This window comes from Marinactinospora endophytica (assembly GCF_054780875.1).
The window spans coordinates 128,046-153,486 of the sequence record NZ_BAAGVM010000004.1 but is presented as its reverse complement, the minus strand read 5'-3'; the positions used below and the strand labels follow the sequence as shown (position 1 = coordinate 153,486).

The following is a 25,441-nucleotide window of genomic DNA, read 5'->3' as shown; positions in this document are numbered from 1 at the left end:
AAGAGGCATGTGGTATGCGGAGCCGTCAGTTTCCGCTGTTCCCGCCGTTCAGGGCCTGCCGAAAAATTTCGGCCATGCTCGGCGGCTCCGGCTTCGCCGTTTCGGACTCCGCCGGCTGGGTCTCTGCCGTTTCGGTCTCCGCCGGCTCGGGGCCGGCCCCGGAGCCGTCACGGCCGGGGTCACCGAGCGGCGGCTCACCAGCGCTGGGGACAGCCTCGTCCTCCTCGCCGTTGTCCTGCCCGGGCTGCGTCACGGGGGGCGGCATGGTTCCCGGCGCGGCCATCTGGCTGATGGGTCCGCCGGATCCAGACCACGGGAATCCGGGATCGACGTCAAAGACCGCGGGCGCGGGCCGGTCGGGGCTGCCGTCGGGGCGGATGCCCCCGCCGGCCTGCACAAACCGGTCGCGGGTCTGGCCGAGGTGGTCGTGGGCGTTGCGGAGCTCGGTCTGGGCGCGGACCAGGTCCTGCCGCGCGGTCTGGGTTCCCATGCGGCTGCCGCGTGCGTCATTCAGCCGCGCCTGGGCGAGGTTGACCTCGGCTTCGGCGGCGGTGACCCGCAGCTGGGCGGCCTCGACCAGCCCGCCCAGGTAGTACAGGTCGTCACCGGCGATCCCGAAGTTCGTGCGGAGGGTCTCCAGGTCGGTCTCGAACTGGACGACGTCGGCCTGCGCCTGGGCCACCTCGGCCCGCGCCTCGTCCACGGCGCGCTCACTCGGGTCCGGGCCGGTGGTGGTGGAGGCGCCGTCGTGGTGGCCGGCGTCCGGCCGGGTGCCGTTCCCGGTCTCCAGCGTTGCCGGGTCCGTGACCGTCATGTTCACGGTCAGCGGACCGGTCCCGGCCGCCGGCCCGCTTCCGTTCGGCGACAGGACCAGCTGCCCCTCGATGTCCAGGTTCGCGCCGTAGGGAGTGGGGGTCCAGCCGGGCGGGGGCGTCCACCCGTCCGGGACGAGCTCCGCCTCGATGAACCACGATTTCATGCCGTAGGGGTCGGGACGCTCGGCGACAGCGTGGATGACGAAACTGCTGTCGCGCCGGAGCAGCACCTCCTGCTCGTCCTGGCCGTTGCGCACCGCCTTTTCCGCGTTCAGCGCCGGGTAGCCGGCCGGGGCGCGGAACATGACGTAGATCCGCCGCGCGGTGTAGTCGGAGTGCGGGATGGCCGACGTCGAGAGGTAGCCGGGCTCGGTGTGCACCTTGCCTACCAGCCCGTGCATGGACGCCGGGTCATTCACCGAGGCGCCCATCCGGTGGGCCAGGTCGGAGTTCGCCCCACGGAAGAGAATCACCGACTCGGGCAGCCCCCAGTGCTGGAACGCCGAGTCAAGGTTGTCGACCGCCTTGCGCAGGCTGTCGGTCGGCTCGTGATCGGACTGGAGCGCCTTGTTGATGGTGTCGCTGCCGTGCGCCCGGTAGAAGCGCAGGTAGGCCCGCTGGTCGTCGGTCAGCGGCGGCACGGGGAAGCGCCGGTCGAGCCAGGTGCGGGCGTCGTCGCTGGTGAACGGCGGCTGGCCAGTGCGCATGCCCCGGCTGGACGTGCTGCGGCCGGAGGGCGGCCCGCTGGGCTCCTGGGCCGGCAGGTCCTGCCGGTTTCCGGCGGCGGTGGTGGACAGTCGCGCCATGTTCACGTCGAGCGTGGGATTTGCCTGCGATTCCCGGAGCAGGGCGTCGGTATCGACCCGGTTGCCGGACACGTGGCCGGTCGAGTCGCCGGCGTGCGCCGGGTTCGCGCCGGACGGCTTGGGCGGCTTCGAGAACGCGCGCGGAGCCTCGCCGTCCGACATTTCCACGTCGGAGTCATCACTGGACCGCGCGGAGTCCGAGGCGCTGCCGGAGGCCGGTCGCGCGGCAGCCGGGTTACCCGCTGTGGAGAACGGCGAGGTGTTCAGCGCCGCGAGGTCCGCCAGGGCCGTGTCCAGCGCCCCGGATGCCCGCCAGGCGTCCCACGCCTGCTCAAGCAACTGCCACTTCTCGTCCGGCGTCGTGAGGCGAGTGCCGCCATCATCGGCTGGGCTCTCGTAGCGGCCCAGATTCTCGGTGACCTGCTCCACGCTGTCGCCGCGCTGGTGGTCCAGATAGGCGCCGAGGAACGCGAGCGCCTGCTCGTAGTCGTCCACGACGTCGGGTGCCGCCTGCTGGAGCGGGGTACCGATGCGTTCCGCCGTTTCCTCGGTGAGGTCCGCGATCCGCACCGGGGGTTCGTAGGGAGTGGGGCCGCCCGTGTCACGGTCGAGCGCCGGACGCGTGAGCGTGGCGAGCTCGTCGAGGTGGTGCCCGCGCAGCCGCGCAAACGGGAGGTGCGACCAGGACATGAGGTTGCCGGGCGCCATGTCCACCCGTGACTGGTCGGGGCGAATCCGGAACAGCCCGGGGTTATCGCTTTCAAAGTATTCGTCGACGAGCCCGTACATGTGCCCCGTCTCGTGGAGCGGCACGATGGGGGGACCGTCCACGGGCCAGATTCGCATGGTGGCCCGTGGAATTTCGCCGTCCACTGACGGAACCCATTTGACCCATCGGTGGGTGGGGCCGGTGACGCCGGGGGCGCCGGCCTCCTCGACTGTGAAGTGCAGCTGGTCGCCGGGGGAACCGTCCTCGTTGGGGAGCCGGTGCCGGTAGTTCCACGCGGCCTCCAGCGTCTCACGGTAGTCACGCAGACTCCGGGCGGCCACGTCGGGGTCGACCTCATCCGAGCGGAACTTGATGCGGACGGTGAGCTCGCGGACGTGCGAGGGGCCGCCAGGCGTGCGGAATTCCTCGGGAATGGGAATGCGGCGGACCTCAAAATGAGCGAAAACCTTATAGTCGTGCAGGTCGGCGGGCCGCACAAATTCGGGTGCGCCATCCGGGTTGCCCGGCACGGGGACGCCATCGGGATCGTCGGCCGTGGTGAGACCCGGCAGAGTGGACGTGGTCAGGAGCTCCGGACCACGCTGGCGTTCTACACCGGACGAGCCGGCCCGCGCACCGATGACGGTGACGGGGACGTGGTCGCGGGCGTCCTTCCAGTGCTCACGGTCGACCAGGTTGTCGTACACGGGGGCGGGCCTGCTGGTGGACTCGGCGGTCAGGGCGGAGATCCGGGACAGCGAGACGGCGGTGACCCGGGCCGGTGGGGCGTCGTGAGCGCCGGTCCGTGTGGCCTGGGACGCGCCCGACTCGGTGAGCCCGAACCAGGAGAGCACGTCGGGCACGGCCGTTGTGTGGTTCGGCTGCGGCCCGGTCCCGGCCAGTGCCGGCTGGCCCCAGTCGAGGTGACCGTGCAGCCGGTAGCGGTCGGCCTGGTCGCGGTCGACGAGTTCGACGCGGAGCCGCAGTTCGGCGCCGTTGCGCAGCGTGTAGGGGATCCGCTCGCTGGCGCCGTTGCTGTAGGTGACGATGCGCCCGTCGTTGATCTGGGCTTCCATCGCGCGGACCAGCTCGTTCTCGGCCCGGACGATGACGTCGGGGCGTGGACCGGCGAAGCTCTGCAGCCGTTCGAGGCGCACCACGGTCTCGACGGTGTCGCGGCCGTCCGGCGTCACCCGTGGAATCCGGTTCCACTCGAAGCGCGGATGTGTGGAGTCGGGGAAACTTCCGCGCTGAGTGATACGCGCGGGCAGCACGGCGCCATGGCCGGTGGGGACGGCGAAGTCGCGGGTCTGCCCGGGGCGGCTGCCGAACCGCTCGGCGAGCTCGTCGGACAGCGCGGCGGTGCGGAGGGGGGAGTTGGCGACCCGGTCCCAGCCGCCCGGCGGCTCGATGATCCCCGCGTCGCTCAGGTTGTGCAAAGCCTGGAGCAGGGCGCCGTTCTCCTGCCAGTACCTGGTGTAGTTCAGGTACTGCTCCTCCCTGTCCGTGTCGCCCCCGAACACCGTGTCCAGGCTCTGGCCATTGACGTGGTGGTCGTAGTAGGTGCGCAGCAATGCGGCGGCGTCGTCCGCCTCGAGGTCGTCGATTCCGTCGAGCAGCGGGCTCACGTCCACGGTGTCGAACGGGCCGTCGGAGGGATCGACGTCCATGGCGTCGTCGGAGTCGTTGCCCATGATGACGTCCGAGCCGTCCGAGGCCTCGGAAGCGGACGAGACGCGCTTACTGAGCGGGTCCCCGCCCAGCGGGGTGGCGGACCACTGGCCTGCCCCGGCAGGCGGCTGCGGCGGGTCGATGGAGGTGTTGACCATGACGTCGCCAGTGCCGTCGCCCCGGAAGGTGGAGCCGCCGTCCGCTCCTAGGGTGGGCGCCGTGGGGGGAGCGGACGGAGTCCGGTCGATGGTGCCGCCAGCCTCGATGAACCGTTCGCGGGCCTGGTCGAGGCCGGTGCGGGCGTTGCGAAGTTCGGTCTGGGCGCGGGCCAGCTCTGCCCGCGCGGTTTCGGTGCCCATGCGGCTGCCGCGCGCGTCATCGAGGCGGGCCTGGGCGAGGTCGATCTCGGCTTGGGCGGCGGTGACCCGCAGCTGGGCGGCCTCGACGAGCCCGCCCAGGTAGGTCAGGTCGTCGTCGGCGAGGCCGAGCTCGCTGCGGGTGTTCTCCAGGTTCGTTTCAAACCGGACGACGTCGGCCTGGGCACGGCTCACGTGAGAGCGAGCCTCATCCACCGGCACCCGAGGCCCCCGGTCGTCGCGGCCGCCGCTGTCCGGCTGGGTCGCGTCCCCGGGGTCCGTGAGCGCCGTGTGGATCTGGACGGTTCCGCCGGCGCCCTGCCACTGATCCAGGGTGGCATCGCTGATCAACTGGGGGATGGGATTGTCGTCCGGAACCCGGTCGGCGTTCCAGTAGCCGCGATCTGCGTCACCGAGCGGGGCGGGCCGCCAGCCAGGAGGCGGATTCCAGCTGGTGGGCACAATCTCGATCTCGAAGAAGAGCTGCGGCCGGATCAGCAGGCTCTGCGGAAGCGGAGCCCGCCGCGGGTAGACGGCGTGAATGATGAACTTGGTTCCCCGGGGCAGCAGGATCTCCCGCTCGGGTGTCCCAACCTTGGAGATGTCCATGAGGTTGATAGCGGGGTGCCCCTTGGGTGCCCGGATCATGAAGTAGGCATCGCGCTGCATGGGGGAGTGCGTGCCGATGGACGTCGAGGCGTAGCTGGTATCGGTGAACGTCATACCGACCAGGCTCTGGAGGATCCTGGGGTCAGCCGCGGCCGCACGCGGATCCATGTTGGGGTGGCGGTCCCGCAACATCCGCTCGATGTAGTCCCAGTTGACCCCACGGTGCAGGATGACGGACTCCGGCAACGTCGATTCGGCGATCCCGGCGTCGATGTTCGCGACCAACTCGGTGAGGGACTGCTCGGCCTCCTGCCGGGTTTGTCCCGGCTGCACGACGACCTTGCCCTCTCGCAGGCCCGCCTTAATGAACTCGTATCCGTCGGCCGCGTACGTTTCGAGTGCGTCGTACGAGTCCTCCATCAGGTTCGGCGACGGCATGATGGTCTGTGCCCAGTCGATGGCCTCCTGGTCGTTGTCGAAGCGGCGGGCGTGCTGCATGCCGACGCCATCGGGCTCCTCGCCGTTGCCCAGCCACGGCAACGCGGGAGGAATGCGCATGGTCCACGGCACGTCGGTGCCGTTGTCGGTGAAGACGTCCAGGGCGTTGTTCAGGGTGTTGGAGCGGTGCCACAGCGCCCACTGCTCACGAATGATCTGTTCGACCTCCACCGGGCTCAGCGAGCGGCTGTGGAAGTGCGAAACGATCTCCGGCATGGGAACGCCGCGCTGGTGAGCGAGGTAGGCGGTGAACAGGGGCACCGTGCTACTCGTGTTGAGGCGCGGGTGGGTGTCGAAATCCAGGTGCTGCGCGATCTCCCGCTGTAGCGGCGTGGGAACGCGGGCGGGACCTTGTGGCGTTGCCGCGTCGCTCCCAGAGTCCGGCACGTTCGCCGCGTCGTCCAGCGAGTCGTCGGGGAGGAACCGTGACCACGTGTCTGTGGGTACGGGCACGCCGTGGGTGGAGAGGGTGTTGACCGCCCAGAACAGTGAGCCGTCCTGACGCCACTGGTTCCACTGGTCGCGCATGACCGGCGCGATCTGCTCGGGCGGGCGGCCGTTGGCGAAGGGCGCGGCCACGTCGGCCAGTGCTGCGCCGTTGACGTGGTGGTTGTAGTAGGCGGCGAGCAACGGGAGGGCGGCCTGTTCGGGAACGCCCGGGCGCAGGTTGGCAGCCAAGTGCCGCGCGAGGTCTGCCTGCACCTGGTGCGGAAGGTCGGTGAGGCGGAACCCGGCGGGCGGCTGCTGCGCACCGGGGAACGTGGACGGCCCGGCCTGGCTCGCCGGAGACGGCGGGTCGGTGAACGCCAGGTTGACCTGGACGGTCGGGTCGCTCGGCCAGGCCCGCAGCGTGGTGTCGCCGGATGGGGGCGCGGGGACCGCGCTGCTGTCCCCGGTGCTGGTGGTGGGTGACGGAGCCGGGACCTGGCCGGAGCGGGGGCCGAACGGGGTGGGTGTGCTGGGGGCGCCGTCGTCGGTGAAGGTGCCGCCGGCCTGGGTGTAGCGGTCGCGGGCCTGGTCGAGGCCGGTGTGGGCGTTGCGCAGTTCGGTCTGGGCGCGGGCCAGCTCTGCCCGCGCGGTTTCGGTGCCGCTGCGGCTGCCGCGTGCGTCGTCGAGGCGGGCCTGGGCGAGGTCGATCTCGGCTTGGGCGGCGGTGACTCGCAGCTGGGCGGCTTCGACGAGCCCGCCCAGGTAGGAGAGGTCATTGTCGGCGAGGCCGAGCTCGCTGCGGGTGTTCTCCAGGTTCGTCTCGAAGCGGACCACATCGGCCTGGGCGCGGGCCACCTCGGCGCGCACCTCGTCCACCGTGCGCCCGCTCCGGTCCGGGCCGGTGGTGGCGGGGGCGCCACCGGTGCGATCGGCGCCGGGCTGAGGATCGTTCCCGGAGCTGGGCGTGGCCGGATCCGTGACCACCATGTTGACCTGCCACGGGCCGCCCCACGGCGCGGGCTGGCCCGGCATCGCGTTCGGGCCGTACCCACCCGACGGGCCGATCCGGCCCGTCGGCCGGGGGTAACCCCGGTCGGCGTCACCCAGCGGGGCCGGGCGCCAGTCCGCGGGCGGCTCCCAGTCCGTCGGGACGACCTCCGCCTCGATGAACCAGGCGTCCACGGTGCCGAGGTCGTTGGGCAGGTCGATGCGGCGCTGGTACACGCCGTGAATCACGGACTTCATCTCGCGCGGGAGCAGGATCTCCCGCTCGTCCATCCCGTACTCGGACAGCCGCATGACGTTGAGCCCCTGGTGGCCGCTGGGCACGCGCAGCAGCACGTAGGCGTCGCGGGCGACGGCCGAGTGCGAGCCGATGGAGGCCGAGGTGTAGCTGCTGTTGGTGAAGGTGCTGCCGACCATCCGCTGCGCGATGTCCGGCGTGAGCGGCCCCTGGTGGCCGGGCACCAGGGACGCCACCAGCTGCCCGACCACCTCATCGTTGATGCCCCAGTGCAGGTTCAACGCCGTGGGCAGCTGGCCACGCTCGATCGCCGCGTCGAGGTCGGTGACGAGCTGACGGAACCGCTGTTCCTCCCCGGGCGGCACGTTTCCGTGCCGCAGCCCCTTCTTCAGCATGTCGAAGTCGAGGCTGGTGTAGTCCCGAACCGCCTGCTCCTGCTCGGGGGTGAGCAGCTGCGCGGACGGGTTCGAGCTGTCGTGCCCCTCGACCGGCATCGTCTCGTTGGCCCACGTCACGGCGGCGGCATCGTCGTCGAACCGGGTGGCCGACATCCCGACACCACCGGGCTCGTCCGGGGTGGCCTGCCAGCGCGGTGCGGGCGGGAGCTGGCTGCGGATGTCCCCGGCCGGCCAGGCGCCGTCCGCCGGGCGGGAGTCGCCCATGACGGCGTGCACCATGTTCACGTCGAGCGTGGGATTGGCCTGCCATTCCCGGAGCAGGTCGTCGGCGGTGAGCTGACGGCCGGAGACGTCACCGGTGGGGTTGCCGGCGTGCGCCGGGTTCGCGCCGGACGGCTTGGGCGGCTTCTGGAACGCCTGCGGATCCTCACCGTCCGAGATGTCCATGTCGGAGCCGTCACTGGACCGCGCGGAGTCCGAGGCGCTGCCGGAGGCCGGTCGCGCGGCAGCCGGGTTACCCGCTGTGGAGAACGGCGAGGTGTTCAGCGCCGCGAGGTCCGCCAGGGCCGTGTCCAGCGCCCCGGATGCCCGCCAGGCGTTCCACGCCTCCTGCAGCATCTGCCACTTCTCGTCCGGCGTCATGGGGCGGGTGCCGCCGTCGTCGGTCGACTGCTCGTAGTGGCCCAGATTCTCGGTGACCTGCTCCACGCTGTCGCCGCGCTGGTGGTCCAGATAGGCGCCGAGGAAGGCGAGCGCCTCGTCATGGTCGTCCACGACGTCGGGTGCCGCCTGCTGGAGCGGGGTACCGATGCGTTCCGCCGTTTCCTCGGTGAGGTCCGCGATCCGCACCGGGGGTTCGTAGGGGGTGGGGCCGCCCGTGTCACGGTCGAGCGCGGGCTGGGTGAGCGCGGCGAGCTGCTGGAGGTGGTGCTCGCGCAGCCCTGCGAAGGGAGTACTCGACCAGGCCATGAGGTTGCCGGGCGCCATGTCCACCCGTGACTGGTCGGGGCGGGTCCGGAACACCGCGGGGGTGTCGCTCTGGTAGTACTCGTCCGCGAGCCCGGACATGTGCAACATCTCGTGGACGAGGGCACTGGGAGGCGCGTCCACCGGCCATTGCCCCATGTTGGCCCGCCGGCCTTCGCCGACCCACGTGACCGGCCGGTGGATGGGGCCGGTAACGCCGGGAGTGCCCGCCTCCTCGACCGTGTAGTGCAGCTGGTCGCCGGGAGAACCGTCCTGGTTCGGAAGCCGGTGCCGGTAGTTGATGGCCTCATCCAGCTTCTCGCGGAACGCCCGCATGCGCTGGGCGGCCACGTCGGGGTCAACCCCGTCCAAGCCGAACTGCATGCGGAGGGTGACTTCACGGACGTGCGAAGGGCCGCCGGGCGTGCGGAACTCGTCCGGAATCGGGATCCGGCGGACCTCGAAGTAGCCCACCATGTTGTAGCGGTGCCGGCGGGCGGGCAGAACGAACTCGGGCACGCCGTCCGGATTGCCCGGCACGCGGACACCGTTGGGGTCGCTAGCCGTGGTGGGACGGGCCGGGACGGCCGTGGTCCGCATCTCCGGACCGCGCTGGCGTGCCACGCCGGAGGCGTCATCCGGTGCACCAATGATGGTGACGGGGACGTGGTCGCGGGCGTCCTTCCAGTGCACGCGGCCGACCAGGCCGTCGTAGACGGGAGCGGGTGCGCTGATGGGCTCCGCGGTCAGGGCGGAGATCCGGGACAGCGAGACGGCGGTGACCCGGGCCGGCGGGGTGCTCTGAGCGCCGGTCCGCGCGGCCTGGGACGCGCCCGACTCGGTGAGCCCGAACCAGGAGAGCACGTCGGGCACGGCGATCGTGTGGTTCGGCTGCGGCCCGGCTCCGGCCCGGAACGGCTTGCCCCAGACGAGGTGACCGTGCAGCCGGTAGCGGTCGGCCTGGCCGCGGTCGACGAGTTCGACGCGGAGCCGGAGCTCGGCGCCGTTGCGCAGCGTGTAGGGGATCCGCTCGCTGGCGCCGTTGCCGTGGGTGATGGTGCGCCCGTCGTTGATCTGGGCTTCCATGGCCCGGACCAGCTCGTTCTCGGCCCGGACGATGACGTCGGGGCGTGGACCGGCGAAGCTCTGCACCCGTTCGAGGCGCACCACGGTCTCGACGGTGTCGCGGCCGTCCGGCGTCACCCGTGGAATCCGGTTCCACTCGAAGCGCGGATGGGTAGAGCCGAGCAGGCCATCACGCTGGATGACGCGTGCGGGCAGCACGGCGCCGTTGTCGGTGGGGACGGCGAAGTCGCGGGTCTGCCCGGGGCGGCTGCCGAACCGATCGGCGAGCTCGTCGGACAGCGCGGCGGTGCGGAGGGGGGAGTTGGCGACCCGCTCCCAGCCGCCCGGCGGCGGCGTGATGCCCACGTCGGTCAAATTGTTCAGTGCCTCGAGCAGGGCGCCGTTCTCCTGCCAGTACCTGGTGTAGTTCAGGTACTGCTCCTCCATGTCGCGGTCGCCCCCGAACACCGAGTCGAGGCCCTCGCCCTTGACATGGTGGTCGTAGTAGGTGCGCAGCATCTCGGCGGCGTCGTCCGCCTCGAGGTCGTCGATTCCGTCGAGCAGCGGGTCCGTGTCCACGTTGTCGAACGGGTCGCTGGACGCGTCGACGTCCATAGCGTCGTCGGAGTCGCTGTCCATGTCCACGTCCGAGCCGTCCGAGTCGGAGGCGGGCGGGGAGGTCCGCCTGCTGAACGGGTCCTCGACCACCGGGGTGGCGGACGATGGGTCATCCCCGGCCGGCCGCTGCGACGGGTCAGTGGTGGCCGTGGCGGCCAGGTTGCCGGTGGTGGGCACGGCGTGGTCACCCCGGGTGGCGGGGGAACTGTCCGTGTCCCGGAGGGAGGTCTCCGTGGGGGGAGCGAAGACGGCCTGGTCGCTGGTGCCGCCGGCCTGGGTGTAGCGGTCGCGGGCCTGGTCGAGGCCGGTGTGGGCGTTGCGCAGTTCGGTCTGGGCGCGCGTCATTTCCGCCTGTGCGGTTTCGGTGCCGCTGCGGCTGCCGCGTGCGTCGTCGAGGCGGGCCTGGGCGAGGTCGATCTCGGCTTGGGCGGCGGTGACTCGCAGCTGGGCGGCCTCGACGAGCCCGCCCAGGTAGGAGAGGTCATTGTCGGCGAGGCCGAGCTCGCTGCGGGTGTTCTCCAGGTTCGTCTCGAAGCGGACCACATCGGCCTGGGCGCGGGCCACCTCGGCGCGCGCCGCGTCCACGGACTGGCCGTCGGGACCCTCGGTGTCCGGCCGCGCCCCGTCGGGCCGGCCGTTGGGGGCGGAGTCGGTGAGCGCCGTGTGCACCGCGAGCGTGGCGGGGAACGCCGGGCCCGCCATCCCGTGGCCGCCGGCGAACGGGCCCGCGTCGTCGTCGGAGTCGTCATCCGACAGCCCCCGGTCCAAGAGCGGGGTGGAGTCCCAGGACTCGGCGTCGGACACGTCGCTGTCGGAGAACAGCGACGGTGCGATCGACGTCGCGTCGGTGTCGTTCTCCCCGTCGGAGTCGAACAGGGCGGAGGCGGTGTCGCTGTCCTCGGAGTCGGACAGGACGGAGGCGGCGTCGTCCGGATGCGACGTGGCGTCGGTGTCGCTGTCCCCGTCGGAGTCGAACAGGGCGGGGCCGGCCTCGCTGCCGAAGTCCTCGGAGCCGGCGTCGTCCGGGTGCGACGAGGTGCCGGAGGCGCTGTCGTCCCCGGCACCGGGCTGTGGCCCGGGCTCCGGCCCGGCGGTGTCCGTGCCGGGACCGTCGGTGGCCGGTGTGGCGTCCGGCGTGGGGCCATCGGCCGTGGTCGCGGTCGCGGGGACCTGCGGGAGCACGTAGGCCGGCCACGTGGACGGCGCGGGTTCGCCGGTGGGGCGGGGGTAGCCACGGTCGGCGTCACCAACGGCGGCGGGACGCCAGTCGGCGGGCGGTTCCCAGCCGGTGGGGACCACCTCGGCCTCGATGAACCACGCGTCGCGGGTGCCGCCGTTCAGCGGAGTGTCGATCCGGCGCTGGTAGACGGCGTGGATCACGTGGTTGGTGTTGCGCGGCAGCAGGATCCCGCGTTCCTCGTCGCCGAAGACGGAGAGCCGCATGACGTTGAGCCCGGGGTGGCCCTGGGGGACGCGCAGCAGCAGGTAGACGTCCCGGCCTCCGGGGAAGTGGGAGCCGATGCTGGCGGACAGGTAGCTGGGCTCGGTGAAGGTGGTACCGACCAGGTTCCGCACGTTCTCCGGGGTGGGGATGCCCTGGCTGCCGGGGTCAACCGTGGCGAGGAGCCGGCCGAGCAGCGCGCGGTCCGCACCGGCGTGCAGGACGAGCGGCCCCGGCACCCGGGACCGGTCGATGGCCTGGTCGAGCTGGTCGACCATCCGCACGAACTCGTGCTCGCGGTGGGTGGGCACGTCGCCGTCGCGCAGCCCGGCGTCCGCCAGCTCGTAGCCCGTGCCGGTGAAGTCCTCCACCGCCCGCTGCTGCGGGAAGGTGAGCAGCCGCCACGGCCGTGTCCCGTCCATCCCATCGGTGGGCATGTGCTGGTTCGCCCACTCGACGGCGGCGCGGTCGTCGTCGAACCGGGTGGCGCCGTCCATACCGGCGCTGCCGGGCTGCTCCGCCGTGCCCTCCCAGCGCGGCGCGGGCGGGAGGTAGGCGCGGATGTCGCCGGACGGCCACTCCCCGTTCTGCGGGCGGGCGGAGCCGAGGTCGACGTGCGCCATGTTGACGTCGACGATGGGGTTGGCCCGCCACTCCCGCAGGTGGGCGTCGGCCTCCCGGTCGCGGGCGGTGGTGTCCATGGAGGCGGGGACGCTGCTGTCCGGGCCGGTGCCGTTGCCGCCACTGGAGACGGCGGCTGGACCGGTCGTGGTGACCGGGGCCTGCGCCCGCGGCGCGTCCGCCGGCTGGCCGTTCCCGTCCGGAACCGCTGGCGTGGGACGCTCCGGGCTGCCGTCCGGCTGGTAGGTCCCGCCGGCCTGGGCGAAGCGCGCGCGGGCCTGGTCGAGGGCCGTCTGGGCGTTGCGAAGTTCGGTCTGGGCGCGGGCCAGCTCTGCCCGCGCGGTTTCGGTGCCCATGCGGCTGCCGCGCGCGTCGTTCAGGCGGGCCTGCGCGAGGTCGATCTCGGCCTGGGCGGCGGTCACCCGCAGCTGCCCGGCCTCCACGAGCCCGCCCAGGTGGTACAGGTCGTCGTAGGGCAGGCCGAAGTTGCGGCGCGCGTCCTCCAGATCGGTCTCGAACCGCACGACGCCGGCCTGAGCCTGCGCCACCTCGGCCCGCGCCGCGTCCACGGACCGGTCGGCGCGGCCGTCGTCCGGAGCGCCGTCCGTGCGCGCCGTGTTGACGGTGAACGTGCCGTCCCAGGGGAGCGTCGCCTGGCTGGCCAGCGGGTGGGCGTCGGTGTCCGGCTCGGAGTCGGTGTCGGACCGGTCGCTGTCCGATCCGGAGTCCTCGGTTAGGGACGGGACGGACTCGTCCGAGACGTCCGAGGCGGTGTCGGCCATGACACCGTCGTCACTGCCGATCAGCGTCGCCGAATCGTCGGAGACGAAGGACGCGGCGTCGTCGCTGCCGGCCAGGGTCGCGGAACCGTCGGAGAGCACGGACGTGGCCGCGGTGCTGACGGAGCCGGCGCTCTCCGAGCGGGAGTCGTCACTGTCCAGCGACGAGACGTCGCTGGCGGAGTCCTCAGTGCCGAGCCCGGTGGTGGGGCTGTCCACCGCGCCGTCTCCGCTGCCGCGCGTTCCGGGCTGCCCGGCCGGCGTACCCTGTCCCGGCCGCGTGGACGGCCCGGCCTGCCCGGCCCACGGCGTCCAGGCCGGGGACGGCGGATCGGCCCAGTCCCAGTCAACCGACTCCGTCGTCGAGGACAGGCCGTCGGAGTCCGTGCCGTCCTCGGACGGCGTGGGCGGCACCGGCCGGGTTTCCGGCTCCTCGCCCGGCCGCTCCGGCGTGGGCCGGGGGCTGGCCTGCCCGTCGCGGGCGGGCTCTCCGGCCTGGTCGCCGGTGGACACCGGCTCGGGCGCCCGGACGGTGTCAGCGTCGGGTGTGCCGGCGCGCTCGGCCGCCTGGCCGGGCCGTTCCGCACCGGCCGTGGGCGTGCCGCCATCGCCGGTGCCGTCCTGGCCCCGCGTGGTGCCATCCGTGGCGTCCGGCCGTTGCGGGCCCAGGGCCGCCGAGAACTGCGCCAGCAGGTCGCTGGACACAGCGGGCGCCGGGGTGGTGGGCGGCGGCGGGGTAGCGGGCCGCGTCTCCTCGGTGGTGCTGGTGGCCGCCGGGCGCGGGCCGGGCTCCTCGCCGCCGGACTTCTCCGGCCGCACGGCAGGCGGGAACGTCTCGGGTGCCGGGGGCTGGCCGGTGTCGCTGGGCACCGTGGGCGCGGGGCGCACCGGAGCACCGTCGGGGGTGAAGGTGCCGCCGGCCTGGATGAAGCGCTCGCGCGCCTGGTCGAGGGCCGACCGGGCATTGTCGAGCTCGGTCTGGGCGCGCGCCATCTCCCGCCGCGCCAGGTCGGTGCCGGTCCGGTTGCCCCGGGCGTCGTCCAGCTCGGCCTGCGCGAGGTCGATCTCGGCCTGGGCGGCGGTGACCCGACGCTCGGCCGCCTCGACCAGCCCACCCAGGTAGTAGGGGTCGTCGTCGGCGAGGTCCAGGTTGACCCGGGTGTCCTCTAGGTCGGTCTCGAACCGCACGACCTCCACCTGGGCACGGGCCACCTGCGTGCGCGCGTCGGTCACCGCGCGGCTGACCGGTCCGTCCGGCGCGGGGTGCGGCACCTCCGGGCCGGTCTCCATCATCATGACCGTGACCGTGTCGATCTGCCGGTTCGTGGGCGCCGGGGCCGTGGCCGGGTTCACCCGGCCGGCCTCGGTGAAGTCCGGCAGCTGCGGCGGACGCGGCCTGGACGTGCTCTTCGAGGTGTCCTTCGAGGTGTCGTCGTCCGGGGCGGTGCGCACGGACGGGTCGGCGATGTGCCGCCGCGCCTTCGTCAGCTCGTCCCACCAGGTGTCAAACTTCTTCTCGAAGTCCGCGCGGGCCTCGCCGTACGCCTTCTCGGCCGCCTCGTACTCCGTGCGGGCCGTGCGGGCGGCCTCCACGGCGTCCCGGAGGGCGTCCCGCGCCCGGGCGACGGCCTGTACGTCACGCTCCGACTCGTCACCGTCCCGGCGCGCCTGGTCGGAGAACCTGCTCGCCGCGGCGAGTCCCGCCCGCGCGTCCGCGACGGCGCGGTCGGCCGCCACGAGCCGGCTGACCAGATCCGGCAGCTTGCCGCGCTTCGTGTAGTACGTCTTCTCGGCGTCGCTGAGATCCTTCTGCGCCTTCCCGACAGCCTCCCAGGCCCGCGTCCACTCCGCGGCGTCCTCCGGATCCTGGGGCAGCAGCCCGAGCTCACGGGCGTCGGACTCGTTGATCCAGCCGATGACCCTCGACGGCACGCTCGCCATGCCGAGGGTCGTCCCACGGCCCAGCCCGGGAATGTTGCGGTTGCGGTGCTGCGCGGCGATGACCCAGTCGGTGGGGACCGAGACCAGATAGGTGCGCTTGGAGTCGGCCGGGGGCGTGTTGTCGGAGTGCCCGCCGTCGGTGCTTTCACCGGTGCGGGTGGCCCGGTCGCCGGCGCCCATGTCCCCGCCGAGCTGGCCGGACAGCACGACGGTGTCCCCGCGAATGCCGTCGGCGGGGGTGGTGCCGGTGGCCCCGCCTTGGCCGGCCCCCGAGTTCTGCTCGGTGAAGAGACCGGCCGGCCGGAGCGCGAGCCCCCCGGTGGTGGAGCCGGACGTGGGGACCGCCCGGGAGTTGCTGGTGCTGTGCGAGTGGAGACCCTTGGCCTGGCCGTCGACGGCGACGTCGATGATGGTGGCCTCGCGGTACCGCGGCTTCGCGCCGAGCTTCCACTCGTTGCGGCCGATGCTGAGCAACTCGGCCCCGTCCGCCTTGCTGGCCTCCTCGAAGTAGGCCCGGACGGAGTCCCGGTTGAGGTTGCCGGGGATCGGGTCGTTGTCGGGCCGGATCCCCGTCTTCTTGATGGCGTAGGCCTTGGCCTGCTTCAGCGCGTCGGAGTCGAGGTCGCCGGAGTGCGACCAGCCGTTCGCCCGCGCCATCGTGACGTATCCGGCGTCGGTGATGCCCTGGCCGTCGGCCTCCACCGAGAGGGGAATGAACCTGGCGGGCTGGCCGGCTGCGGGCTGCCCGTTCTGGGGGGTCCAGTCCCGGATGGCGCCGTCGAGCGCGGCCGGGGCGGTTTCCTGCCGTGGTGCCGGGGTGGAAGCGGTGACCTGCCCGTCCTGCTGGGCGTCCTCGCGCTCGGTGGCGGTCGGGCGCTCAGCCGGCTGCTCGCCCGTGCCGCCGTCACCGGCCTGTTCGCCGCTGCGCGAGCCGGTGGTGCCAGTGTCGGCCGGGTCGTCCTTCGCGACGAGGTAGGCGGAGTGGAACGCCTCCTTGACGGTGGTGTAGTCGCCCGCAAGGGTGAACCGGCGGGTGCCGTACTCGACCGTCAGCTGAATGTACTCCGGGGTCTCCGCGATGGCGTACGGGCCGACCAGCTCGGAGACCCAGTTGGTGGTGTCCTTGTCCCCGGTGCTGGTGTTCTCACCCTCCGAGCTGGAGAACCCGATGCGCGGCGCCGGAGTGATGTTCGTGAAGCGGTTCGGCGGCAGTTCGCCCGGCAGGTTACGCGGCTCGTCCCCGCCGGACAGCGGCGTGGGGATCAGCGGCGCGACCTCGACGCGGGTGCCGAGGCTGCTGCTCTCGCCCTCCTTCTCCTTGGTCTTGTCGGCCAGGCTGATCTCGTGCCCGAACGTCGCCCCGCCGCCGGCCCGGGTGAGCCGTGGGCGGCCACGGACGGTCTCCACCCGGATGGTCGCCTCGCGGGTCTGGTTGTCGAACTCGACGCGCGGACGCTTCCGCCGGTCGTCTCCCTCTCCCCGGGAGAACCGGCCCTCGTCGGCGTACAGCTTGACCAGGACGTCCTTCGGCGCCTTCCGCCCGGTGGAGTGCGCGTTGATCTCGGCCAGGACCGCCTCGCGGCTGTCCCCGGTGAGGACGTAGTTGTCCTGCTTCAGCCGGTCGGCGAGCTGCACGCCGAGCGGGTCTTTGCTGGCCTCCGGCGGGGGAGTCCGGGGGACGTTCTTCAGCCGCTGGCCCTGATTCTCGAAGCCCGGCCGCACCGCAAACCGGTCGGGGCGCAGCTCCGGGTTGGGCTGCGGCTCGGTCCGGCCGATGGAACGGTTCTCCGTCCCCTCGGTCCGCTCGGTGCCCTCGGTCCGCTCCGCGCCGTCCGTCTCAGCCGGGCTCTGCGGCGGTTCGGGCGGGACGTACCGGTCGTTGACGAGCCCCGCGTCGTACAGCTCAGGCAGCGGGGCGTACCCGAACTCCTCGTTGCTGATCGTGTGCTGGAAGCCGCGGTGCTGGTCCCCCCTGGCGTGGCGGGGCACGTTCACCGCGAAGTCGAAGTCGCGCCGGATTTCGGCGACCTCGGTCTGCCGCACGTCCGAGTTGTAGGCGCGCACCCCACCGTGCGGCTTGAAGCTCGTCTTCTCCGTGAAGGTCGCGGCCTCGGACTGGCCGTTGCTGCGCCCACGGCCGACGCTGAACAGGTTCAGCGCCCCCTGGATGCTGGGGAGGCCGGAGTCGTTGGCGCGCAGCAGTCCCCGGTTGGGGTCGTTCGGCGCCTGCCGGCTGCGCGCGGAGGCCGCGCTCTCGTTCGGGTTGCCGACCGCACGCACCTCGCCCTCGACGGACACGTTCGTGGACGTGCCCTTGCTGCGGGTGATGCCGGCCTCTAGCTGTGTGGTCCACTTCAGCGTGGAGTTCGGCAGCAGGTCGTGGAACCGGACGTTGGTGCGGTCGGCGAACAGCGCGACGGTGTGCCGGCCGCTGAAGAAGAACCCACGCAGCCAGTTGCGCGTCCGGTGCCCCGGCGACGTCGAGAACAGCCGGTCGGCGTGGCCGGCCAGGGTCTCCCCGGAGAAGAAGGTCGGGTAATAGTCGTGCCCGGCCGCGCGCTTGAGGAAGCGCTGCAGCCCGGCGGCGCCGGACAGCAGCTCGTAGATCCGCTGCCGCTGCGTGCGGTCGCTGGACCCCGAGCTGATGTTCGCCGTGTAGGTGGGGAGCTGGTCCAGCGCGCTGGCTAGCGGCGTCCGGTCCGGGGCGTCTGGCCGGCCGCCGTTGATCATGCGGCGGACCGCGTCCGGGGCCAGCTTGACGGAGTCGTTCCGCGCCGGCGTGCTGGCGTCGCTCTGCGGCTCCGCCTCCCGCCTGGTCGCATCGAGCTGGGCGGGGGCCTCCAGCTCCATGCGGGCGGTGAGGTGGACGGGCTGGCCGTTCGCGTCGGTCATGAGGTTGACGCGGTGGCCGTCGTAGCGGTTGGGGCCGCGTTCGTCCGGTGAGCGGAAGGTGTCGCGGGCGGAGCCGGTCCGCACCTCGCGCTGGTCCGGCGGGAGGTCGTCGAACTTGCGGAACTTGCCCATCTCGGCGTGCAGGTCGAGCTGGTACCGCCAGACGTCGGTGTCGCCCTTGTCGCTGAGCGCCGTCGTGCGTTTCTCGGTCTGGCCGGTCTCCAGGCCGGTGGTCCGGGAGTGCGACCCCTGCGCCCGGACGCCGCCGCCGGCCTGCAGCCGGGGCATCAGCCGGGTGTCCCGGTTCGCGATGTCCCGGAACATCGCGCGCACCCGCACGCCCACCGTGTGGCCGCGCTCGTGCTCCTCGCTGCGCTGCCGTCCCGAGGTCCCGGCACCGGTGTCACCGATGCGGTTCTTGTTGAGGGTGCCGCCGAACTCCCGGTCGTGCGGGGTCGCCTTCAGCCGCACGGTGACGATGTCGGGGAGGAACCAGCCCTCCTTGTCCGGGTTCCAGGGGTTGAAGTTGCTGAGGTCGGGATTGACCAGGGCGGTCTCGTACAGGTGGATGTCGACGCCCTCGTTGAACCAGTCGCCGGTCTGGCTGCGGCCGGTCAGGTACTGCTCGGAGATCGTCTCCAGGATGCGGGCCGTGTTGTAGATCGCGACGGGGTGGCTGCGGCGGAAGTGGTGCTCCCGGGAGAAGAACGCGTCGTCGTGCTCGTTCCCCGGCCGCAGCGCGTAGTCCTTGCGGGCGCGCGCCATCTCGGGCACCACGAGGCCGGGGTACTTGCGGGCGATCCCGTCGAGCACCTGCTGGGCGTAGGCGTCGAACACCGTCCGTGGCGGAGTGGCGGTCTGCTCCCCGTCCTGCGGGGTGGTGGCCGGGTCCGTGCTGCCGGGCTCCTGGCCGTCCTGGCGGGTGGTGCCGCTCCCGGAGGGCGCGGTGGCCGCCGCCTCGGTGCCCGGCTGGGCGGCGGCGTACCGGCTGCCGTCCGCCCAGGTGATGCCACGGATGGTGGTGCCGCCGAGATGGTCGGGCCGGTCCTGGCGCAGGTGCGGGTAGATGGGGGCGTGGTCGCGGCGCGCCTGGGCGTCGGCGTCGTTGCGGTGCGGGTCGGCCAGCAGCTGGGCGTCGTCGACCGACAGCACCTCGACCGTGTTCCCTGTGAACCGGTGCGGGGTGGACTCGCCCTCGAACTGCAGGTAGTAGTTCCGGCGCACGTCGTAGATCGCCGTGTCGCCGCTCTTCGTGATCGCGTTGGAGATGCCGCCCGCGCTCCGCGAGTTCCCCACGGACCGGTCCCGGTTGTACCGGTAGTCCACCATCGGGACGTCGAGCCGCAGCACGCTGCTGAGGATTTGCAGGACCGCGCCGACCCCCAGGCCGGCGCTCATCCCGCTGGAGCGCTGGAGTGAGCTGTCGGCGTCCTTGCTGGTCTCGGTCTTGAGGTCCAGGTCGAGTTTGGTGGGGCGGTCGTCGAACCGGCTGTACCGCTCGGGGACCGACCACATGGTGGCGAGGTGCTCGCGGCCACTGTTGTCGGTGACGACGAGCGGCACCGGTCCTCGCGTGAGGTCCGGCAGCATCTCGCGGATCGAGTCGTCCGACAGCGCCTTGCGGATGTCGTCGGCGTTCCGCGGGTTCGGCTTGTAGTGCCGGAGGAAGTCCGGCAGCACCGCGTCCTTGAACCGCTGCCAGCGCGTCCGGGGCCGCGGCTGGTTGACGTGGTCGACCACCCAGTCGGCGAGGGTCTGGGAGTCCGGGCCCGTGTGGCGGATGCCGTTGACGGCCGCGCCGTGGATCCCGGCCGCCCGCGCGCCGACCGGGTTGCCGGCCGGCTCCGTACCCGAATCACGCGGCGCGAATGGATCGTGCAGCGTGAACTCGGCGGGCGCCTCGGTGGCGGTGCGGTCCGCGAGTTCCACGGTCAGGGTGATGCCGTTGTCCTGCTGGAACGACGTGGTCCCCGAGAACGGGATGCTCTCCTCGCCGGCGGTCTCGGTGGCCGCCGGGGTGTCCGTGCGCGGCGTAACGGTGAGTTCGGCCGTCAGCGAGGCCGAATAGTCCACCGCGCGGCCCGAGAGCGCCGTCTCGGTCTTCATGGTGACGCCCTGGTTGGGCGTCTCCGACACCGACGGCTGGTTCCACGAGAACTGCAGCATCGGCACGATGGCGGGGCCCACGCGGCCGATGCCCGTCACGTTCATCGGGTTGATCGTGACGGACCCGCCCAGGCCGCGCTGCACGCTGGCGCCGCGCGTGGTGGTGCGCTTGGTGTCGCGCGAGGTGCTGTCCGTGCTGTAGGGGTCCCGCGCGTTGTCGTCGGGCTTGGCGCGCGGATCACCCGCGCGCCGCCAGTCGTTGTCCGTGGACCGCAGCCGCAGCTTCACCTTGCCGTCCGCGGTGTCCACGGTGTGGCCGTCGTGGCTGAAGAACGGGTACGGGTTGCGGGCGAAGTCCTCCGCGAACCGCGCCCGGGTGTCCGCGTCGAGATCGCCGAACCGGTTCAGGACGGCGTCGATGCCGCTGCGGTCGCCGTCGGTCACGTTCAGCTTGATGCGGTACGTGTCCAGCAGCTCGCTGCCGAGCAGGTGGTCGAGCTGCCGGGAGTAGGTGCCGAGGTCGTCCTCCCGCGACCTGCCGGGTACGCCTTCCAGGGCGTCGACCCGCGGTTGCAGGGTGCGGATGCTCGTGGCGGCCTGCTCGGACAGCTCGCGGCCCTCCGTGCGGTGGCCGTCGAAGGACGCCGCCTTCTCCCGGTCGTCGGCGGCCTCCTGCGCCGCGTTCCGCTCGCCGTCACGGACGGCGGCGTCCGCGCGTTCCCACGCGGTGTTCCGCTGCTCGTAGGTGCTCTGGGCGTCGCGGACCCGCTGCTCGGCGGTGGCGATCTCCCCGGGCAGCGCCTCGGCCCGGCCCCGGGCGGCGGCCTCTGCGGCGGCGTCGCCGTCCCGGACCGCGCGCTCGATGGCCGCGGGCACTTCGGACTGCTCGGCCAGCAGGGCGTCGCGGTCGCGTATCGCGCGGTCCCGGACGCCGGCCGCGTCGTCGCGGGCCTGGCGTGCCTGCTCGGCGGCCGACCGGTAGTGGTCGATGAGGGCGTCGCGCAGCCCGTCCCGGATGCCGGCCAGCCGCTGGCCGGCGTCCGCCGTGCGCTGCAGCAGGTCGCCGTAGGCCTGCCCGGCGCGGGCGAGGTCGTACTGGTCGCGCAGCAGGTTGCGCTCGTCCCGCTCCCGGACTTCCTGCGCCTTGCGCAGATCCTCGTTGGCCTTCTGGACGGCGCGGTCGTGCTGGGCCGTCCGCTCCGCGAGGATCTGCCGTTCCCGGCGCGCCGCGTCATGGTCGAGCCCGGCGGCGCGGACGTCGTCCGCGAGACGCTCCTCGTCCCGCTGCCGCCGGCCCTGGGCGGCGCGGAGGGCATCGTCGGCCTCCCGCACGATGCGGTCGGCGCGGGCATTCTCCGCGTCCCGGTCCTGGCGGGCCTGGCGTTCCACCTCGTCGGCGCGGGCGTTCTCCGCCGCCGGGTCGGCGGATTCGCCGGCGGCGGCGCGGACCGCGGCGGCCCGGTCGATCGCCGACTGGTGCGCGGTCTCCGCCGCGGAGCGGATATCGGCCGCGTCCCGGCTGGCCTCCTCGCGGGCCTGCTCGGCGTCGCGCAGCGCGTCCGTGGACTGGCCGAGGCGGGTGCGGGACTCCTCGGCCCGCCGGTCCGACTCGGTGGCGCGCCGCTCGGCGTCGGCCAGCCGCTTCGAGTGGCGGTCCACGTCGGTCTGCCGGTCCGTCTGCGCCTGCTTCGCGGCCTTCTCGGCCTTCTCGTGCTTGGACGCCGAGGAGGTGGCCGCCTCCTGGGAGTCCTTGACCCGGGTCTCGGCCTTTTCCAGGTCCGCGGCCGCGTCCTGCAGGCGCTGCCGCAGCTCGTTATAGGCGGTGTGGGCGGTGGCGGCCTCCTGCTGCCGCTGCCGCACCGGTTCCGGCAGTGGCTCCGGCAGCGGCGCCGGCTGCTCCGTGCCCGTCACCGTGAAGTCGCGGACGACGGTGCCGTTCGGGTCAGGGTTCGGGTCGGTGTTCGGGTCGGCCGGCCGTTCGAAGGGCGGGACACTGCGGTCCAGCACCGATCCGGCGAGCGGGTCCATGGTGGCGCGCGCCGCGGAGTCGACGGTCGGCGCACTCGTCACCGTGTCAAAGAGCGCCCAGACGTTTGGGGCGTTCACGCTGGCGATGAGATCGGACAGACCCCAGCCGTCGGTGGAGCTCACGGCGGGCTGCGAGCCGGAGCTGCGGTCCGGTGTGCTGCCGGTGGGGGGTGTGAACTGGGTGGGGGTGTCGGGGGTGCCGTCGGGGCGGTAGGTGCCGCCGGCCTGGGTGTAGCGGTCGCGGGCCTGGGCGAGGTCGGCGTTCGCGCGGTCGAGTTCGGTCTGGGCGCGGGCCAGCTCTGCCCGTGCGGTTTCGGTGCCGCTGCGGCTGCCGCGTGCGTCGTGGAGGCGGGTCTGGGCGAGGTCGATCTCGGCTTGGGCGGCGGTGAGTCGCAGTTGGGCGGCTTCGACGAGTCCGCCCAGGTAGGACAGGTCGTCGTCGGCGAGGCCGAGCTCGCTGCGCGTGTTTTCCAGGTTGGTTTCGAACCGGACGACGTTCGCCTGGGCGTCGCCCACGCGGTTGCGTGCCGACTCCACCGGGCCTGGTTCCGGCGGGAGGCTGCCCGTGGTGGTGCGGGGCGGCGGCGTGACCGGGCCGGTCTGCACCGCCATGACGGTGACATTGTTCCCGGTGCCGCGGGGCGGCCTCGGGAGCAGAGACCCCTGCTGATCCGAAAGGCCAGGCCCGCCGGGCGGCGTCTCGTCACCCGGGGTGGTGGGCGTCGACGACAGCGGCGTGGTCGGAGTCGCCGAGCCGGACCAGGCGCCGGGGTTGCCGATCGTGGCGCGGGCACGGTCCAGCGCGTCCCGCCAGGTGGTGAACTGCCTCTCGAACTCCGTCCGTGCCGCCTCGTACTCGCGTTCCGCAGCCCGGTAGTCGGCGAGCGTGCCCTGGTCGCCGGGGTTGTCGAGCAGCCGCCGGACCAGCGGCGGCAGCTTGGCCCGCTCTTCGAAGTAGGTCTTCTCCGCGTCGCCCAGCTTCTCCTGGGCGTCCGCGACCCGGTCCCACGCCTTGGTCCGGGTCTGGCCCAGCACACCGAGGGCGCGCGCCTCCGCCTCGCTGACCCAGCCCGTCACCGTGGACGTGGCCTCGGCCATGCCCTGGGTGGGCTGCCGGCCGAGGCCGGGGATCACCCGGTGCGGGACTTCGACGGAGACGACCCAGTCGACCGGGATGGACACCAGGTAGGAGCGCTTGGAGTTCGCGTCCGGGCCGGGCACCGCGTGGTCGGTGTCGGTGACGGTCACGGTGCGGGTGCCGCTGCCCTCCTGGCCGGACACCGGGTCGGCTCCACCGGCCAAGCCGACGCTGCGGGTCGGGGCGGTGGGGGTGCCCTCCGGCGGCTCCTCACCGGTGGTCCCGGCCGGCCGGACCGGGACGGAGCTGGTCGTGGTGCCGGTTTCGGTGACTGCCGACGCGTGCGCCGTGCCGTGCGTCTGGTTGTTCTTGGTAGAGGAGTCGACGGCGACGTCGATCAGGGTGGCCTGGTCGGTGCGCGGGTGGGCCCCCAGCCGCCACTTAGTGGGGCCGGAGACGTCGAGGACGGTGGAGGGGTCGGTGCGCAGGCTGGTGATGGGCTGCCATCTGGGCCCCTGGATGTCGATGAGCCCGACGCCGTCACCGCGCTTCGCGTCGTTGAAGTAGGCCCGGAGGGAGTCCTCGTTGATGGTCGCCCGGATGGGGTCGTTGTTGCGGCGCACCCCCGCCTTCTCGAAGGCGAAGTCCTTGGCCTGCTGGATGTCGGCGGGCTGGAGGGCGCCGGTGTGCGGCCAGCCGTGCGCGCGGGCGACCGCGACGTAGCCGGCGTCGAGGATGTTCGCGCCGTGGTCCTGGATGGTCAGCGGCGTCAGCGTCGCCTCCGGCTGCGCCGTGCCGGCCGGCTGCTGGGCGTTCCGCCAGTCGCGGATCGAGTCCTCCAGCCGCCCGGTCGGGTTCACCACCCGCGGCGGCGGCGCCGGGGCGGTCTCCGGCCCGGTCCCGTTCTGCCCCTCGGGATCGGCGCCGTCCACGAGGTCGAGGTAGGCGACCGGGAAGGATTCCCGGATCGTGGCGTAGTCGCCCTCGATGGTGAAGGAACGGTCACCGTACTCGACCGTGAGCCGGATGTGCTCCGGCGTCTCGGCCACCGCGAACGGACCGTCCACCTCCGTGGTCCAGGTGGTGGTGGTCTTGTCGGTGTCGCTCTCGGTACGGGTGGTCGAGGACGTGTGGGCGACGTTGGGGGCGGGTGCGACGTTGGTGGGACGGTCGCGCGGCAGCTCGCTCGGCAGGTTCCGCTCGTCACTCGATCCCGGGAACGTCGTGGTGAGGAGCTCCGACACCTCGAAGCGGGTGCCCCTGCTCGTGGTTCCGGGCGTGCTCAGGGTGTCGGAGATCGCCAGCGATGTCTCGCTGCCGAACGTCGCCTTCCCGCCGAGGTCGGTGATGACCGGGCGGCCACGCACCGTCTCGACCGTGATCGAGCCGTGCCGGATCTGGTTGCTGACCTCGACCCGCCGGTCCGCGCCGTCGGGCCCGTGCGAGGCGCGGCTGTCCAGTGCCACCAGCTTGACGTCCAGCGTCTTGGGAGCCCCGCGCCCGGTGAGGTGCGCGGAAATCTCCTCCAGGACCGCTTCCCGGCTCTCCCCGGTCAGCGTGTAGTTGTCCCGCCGCAGCCGGGCGTCCAGCTGGACACCGGTGGGCCGGTGGTCGGGCCCGCCCTGCCCGTCGGGGGCCGGGACCTGCCGTGGCAGGGTGCCCAGGTGCTGGCCCGCGCCCTCGAACCCCGGACGGACCCGGAACCGGTCGGTGCCAAGCTGCGGGTTCGGCTGCGCTTCCGCCTCGCCGGTGGCGGGGACGAACCGGTCGTGGACCCGCCCGGCAAGGTACAGGGCCCGTGAGGGCGCGTAACCGAACTCCGCCTGCGGGACGCTGAACTGACTCGCGCGGAACCCCTCGTCCCGCGAATGCCGGGGGACGTTGACCGCGAGATCCCAGTCCTTCCGGACCTCGGCCGCCCCGGTGATGCTCAAGTCAGCGGTGTACGGGACGGCGCCACCCTGCGGCTGGAAGCTCGTCTTCTGCGAGTAGGTCGCCGACTCCGCCCGCGACGTGCCGCGGAGGGTCCGGGAGCCGGTGAACGGGTTCGAGATGACCTGCGTGGTGGGCGCGTTCGCCTGGTCGGCGCGGAGCTGATCCTGCCCCTGCGCTTCGCGCAGGCTCTCGGCGGTCGGGTTGGGGTTCCCGACCCCGCGCAGCTCGGTCTCCACACCCCCGGTCCACGACGAGCCGTGGGTGCGGCCGACGTTCGTGTCGTGCTGCGAACTGATCTTGAGCGACGAGTTCGGCCGCGGGTCATAGAACGTGGCGTCGGTGCGGTCAGCGAACAGCGCCGTGGTGTGCCGGCCACTGAAGACGAAGCTCCGCATCCAGTTCCGCGCCCGGTACCCCGGCGGGGCCGTGAACAGCCG

Annotated in this window: 1 protein-coding gene (running past one end of the window); it reads right to left on the bottom strand. The window is 72.6% G+C overall.

Going from position 1 to position 25,441, the window contains the following annotated elements:
- Positions 1 to 25: 25 nt before the first annotated feature.
- A protein-coding gene (locus ACYVHU_RS09450) for an ADP-ribosyltransferase (RefSeq protein ID WP_498948118.1) crosses the window boundary here: on the bottom strand, positions 26 to 25,441 show its 3' portion. Its footprint extends 19,251 nt past the window's final position; the window shows 25,416 of its 44,667 coding nt (coding positions 19,252-44,667); the start codon falls outside the window, past its right edge; the stop codon is at positions 26 to 28.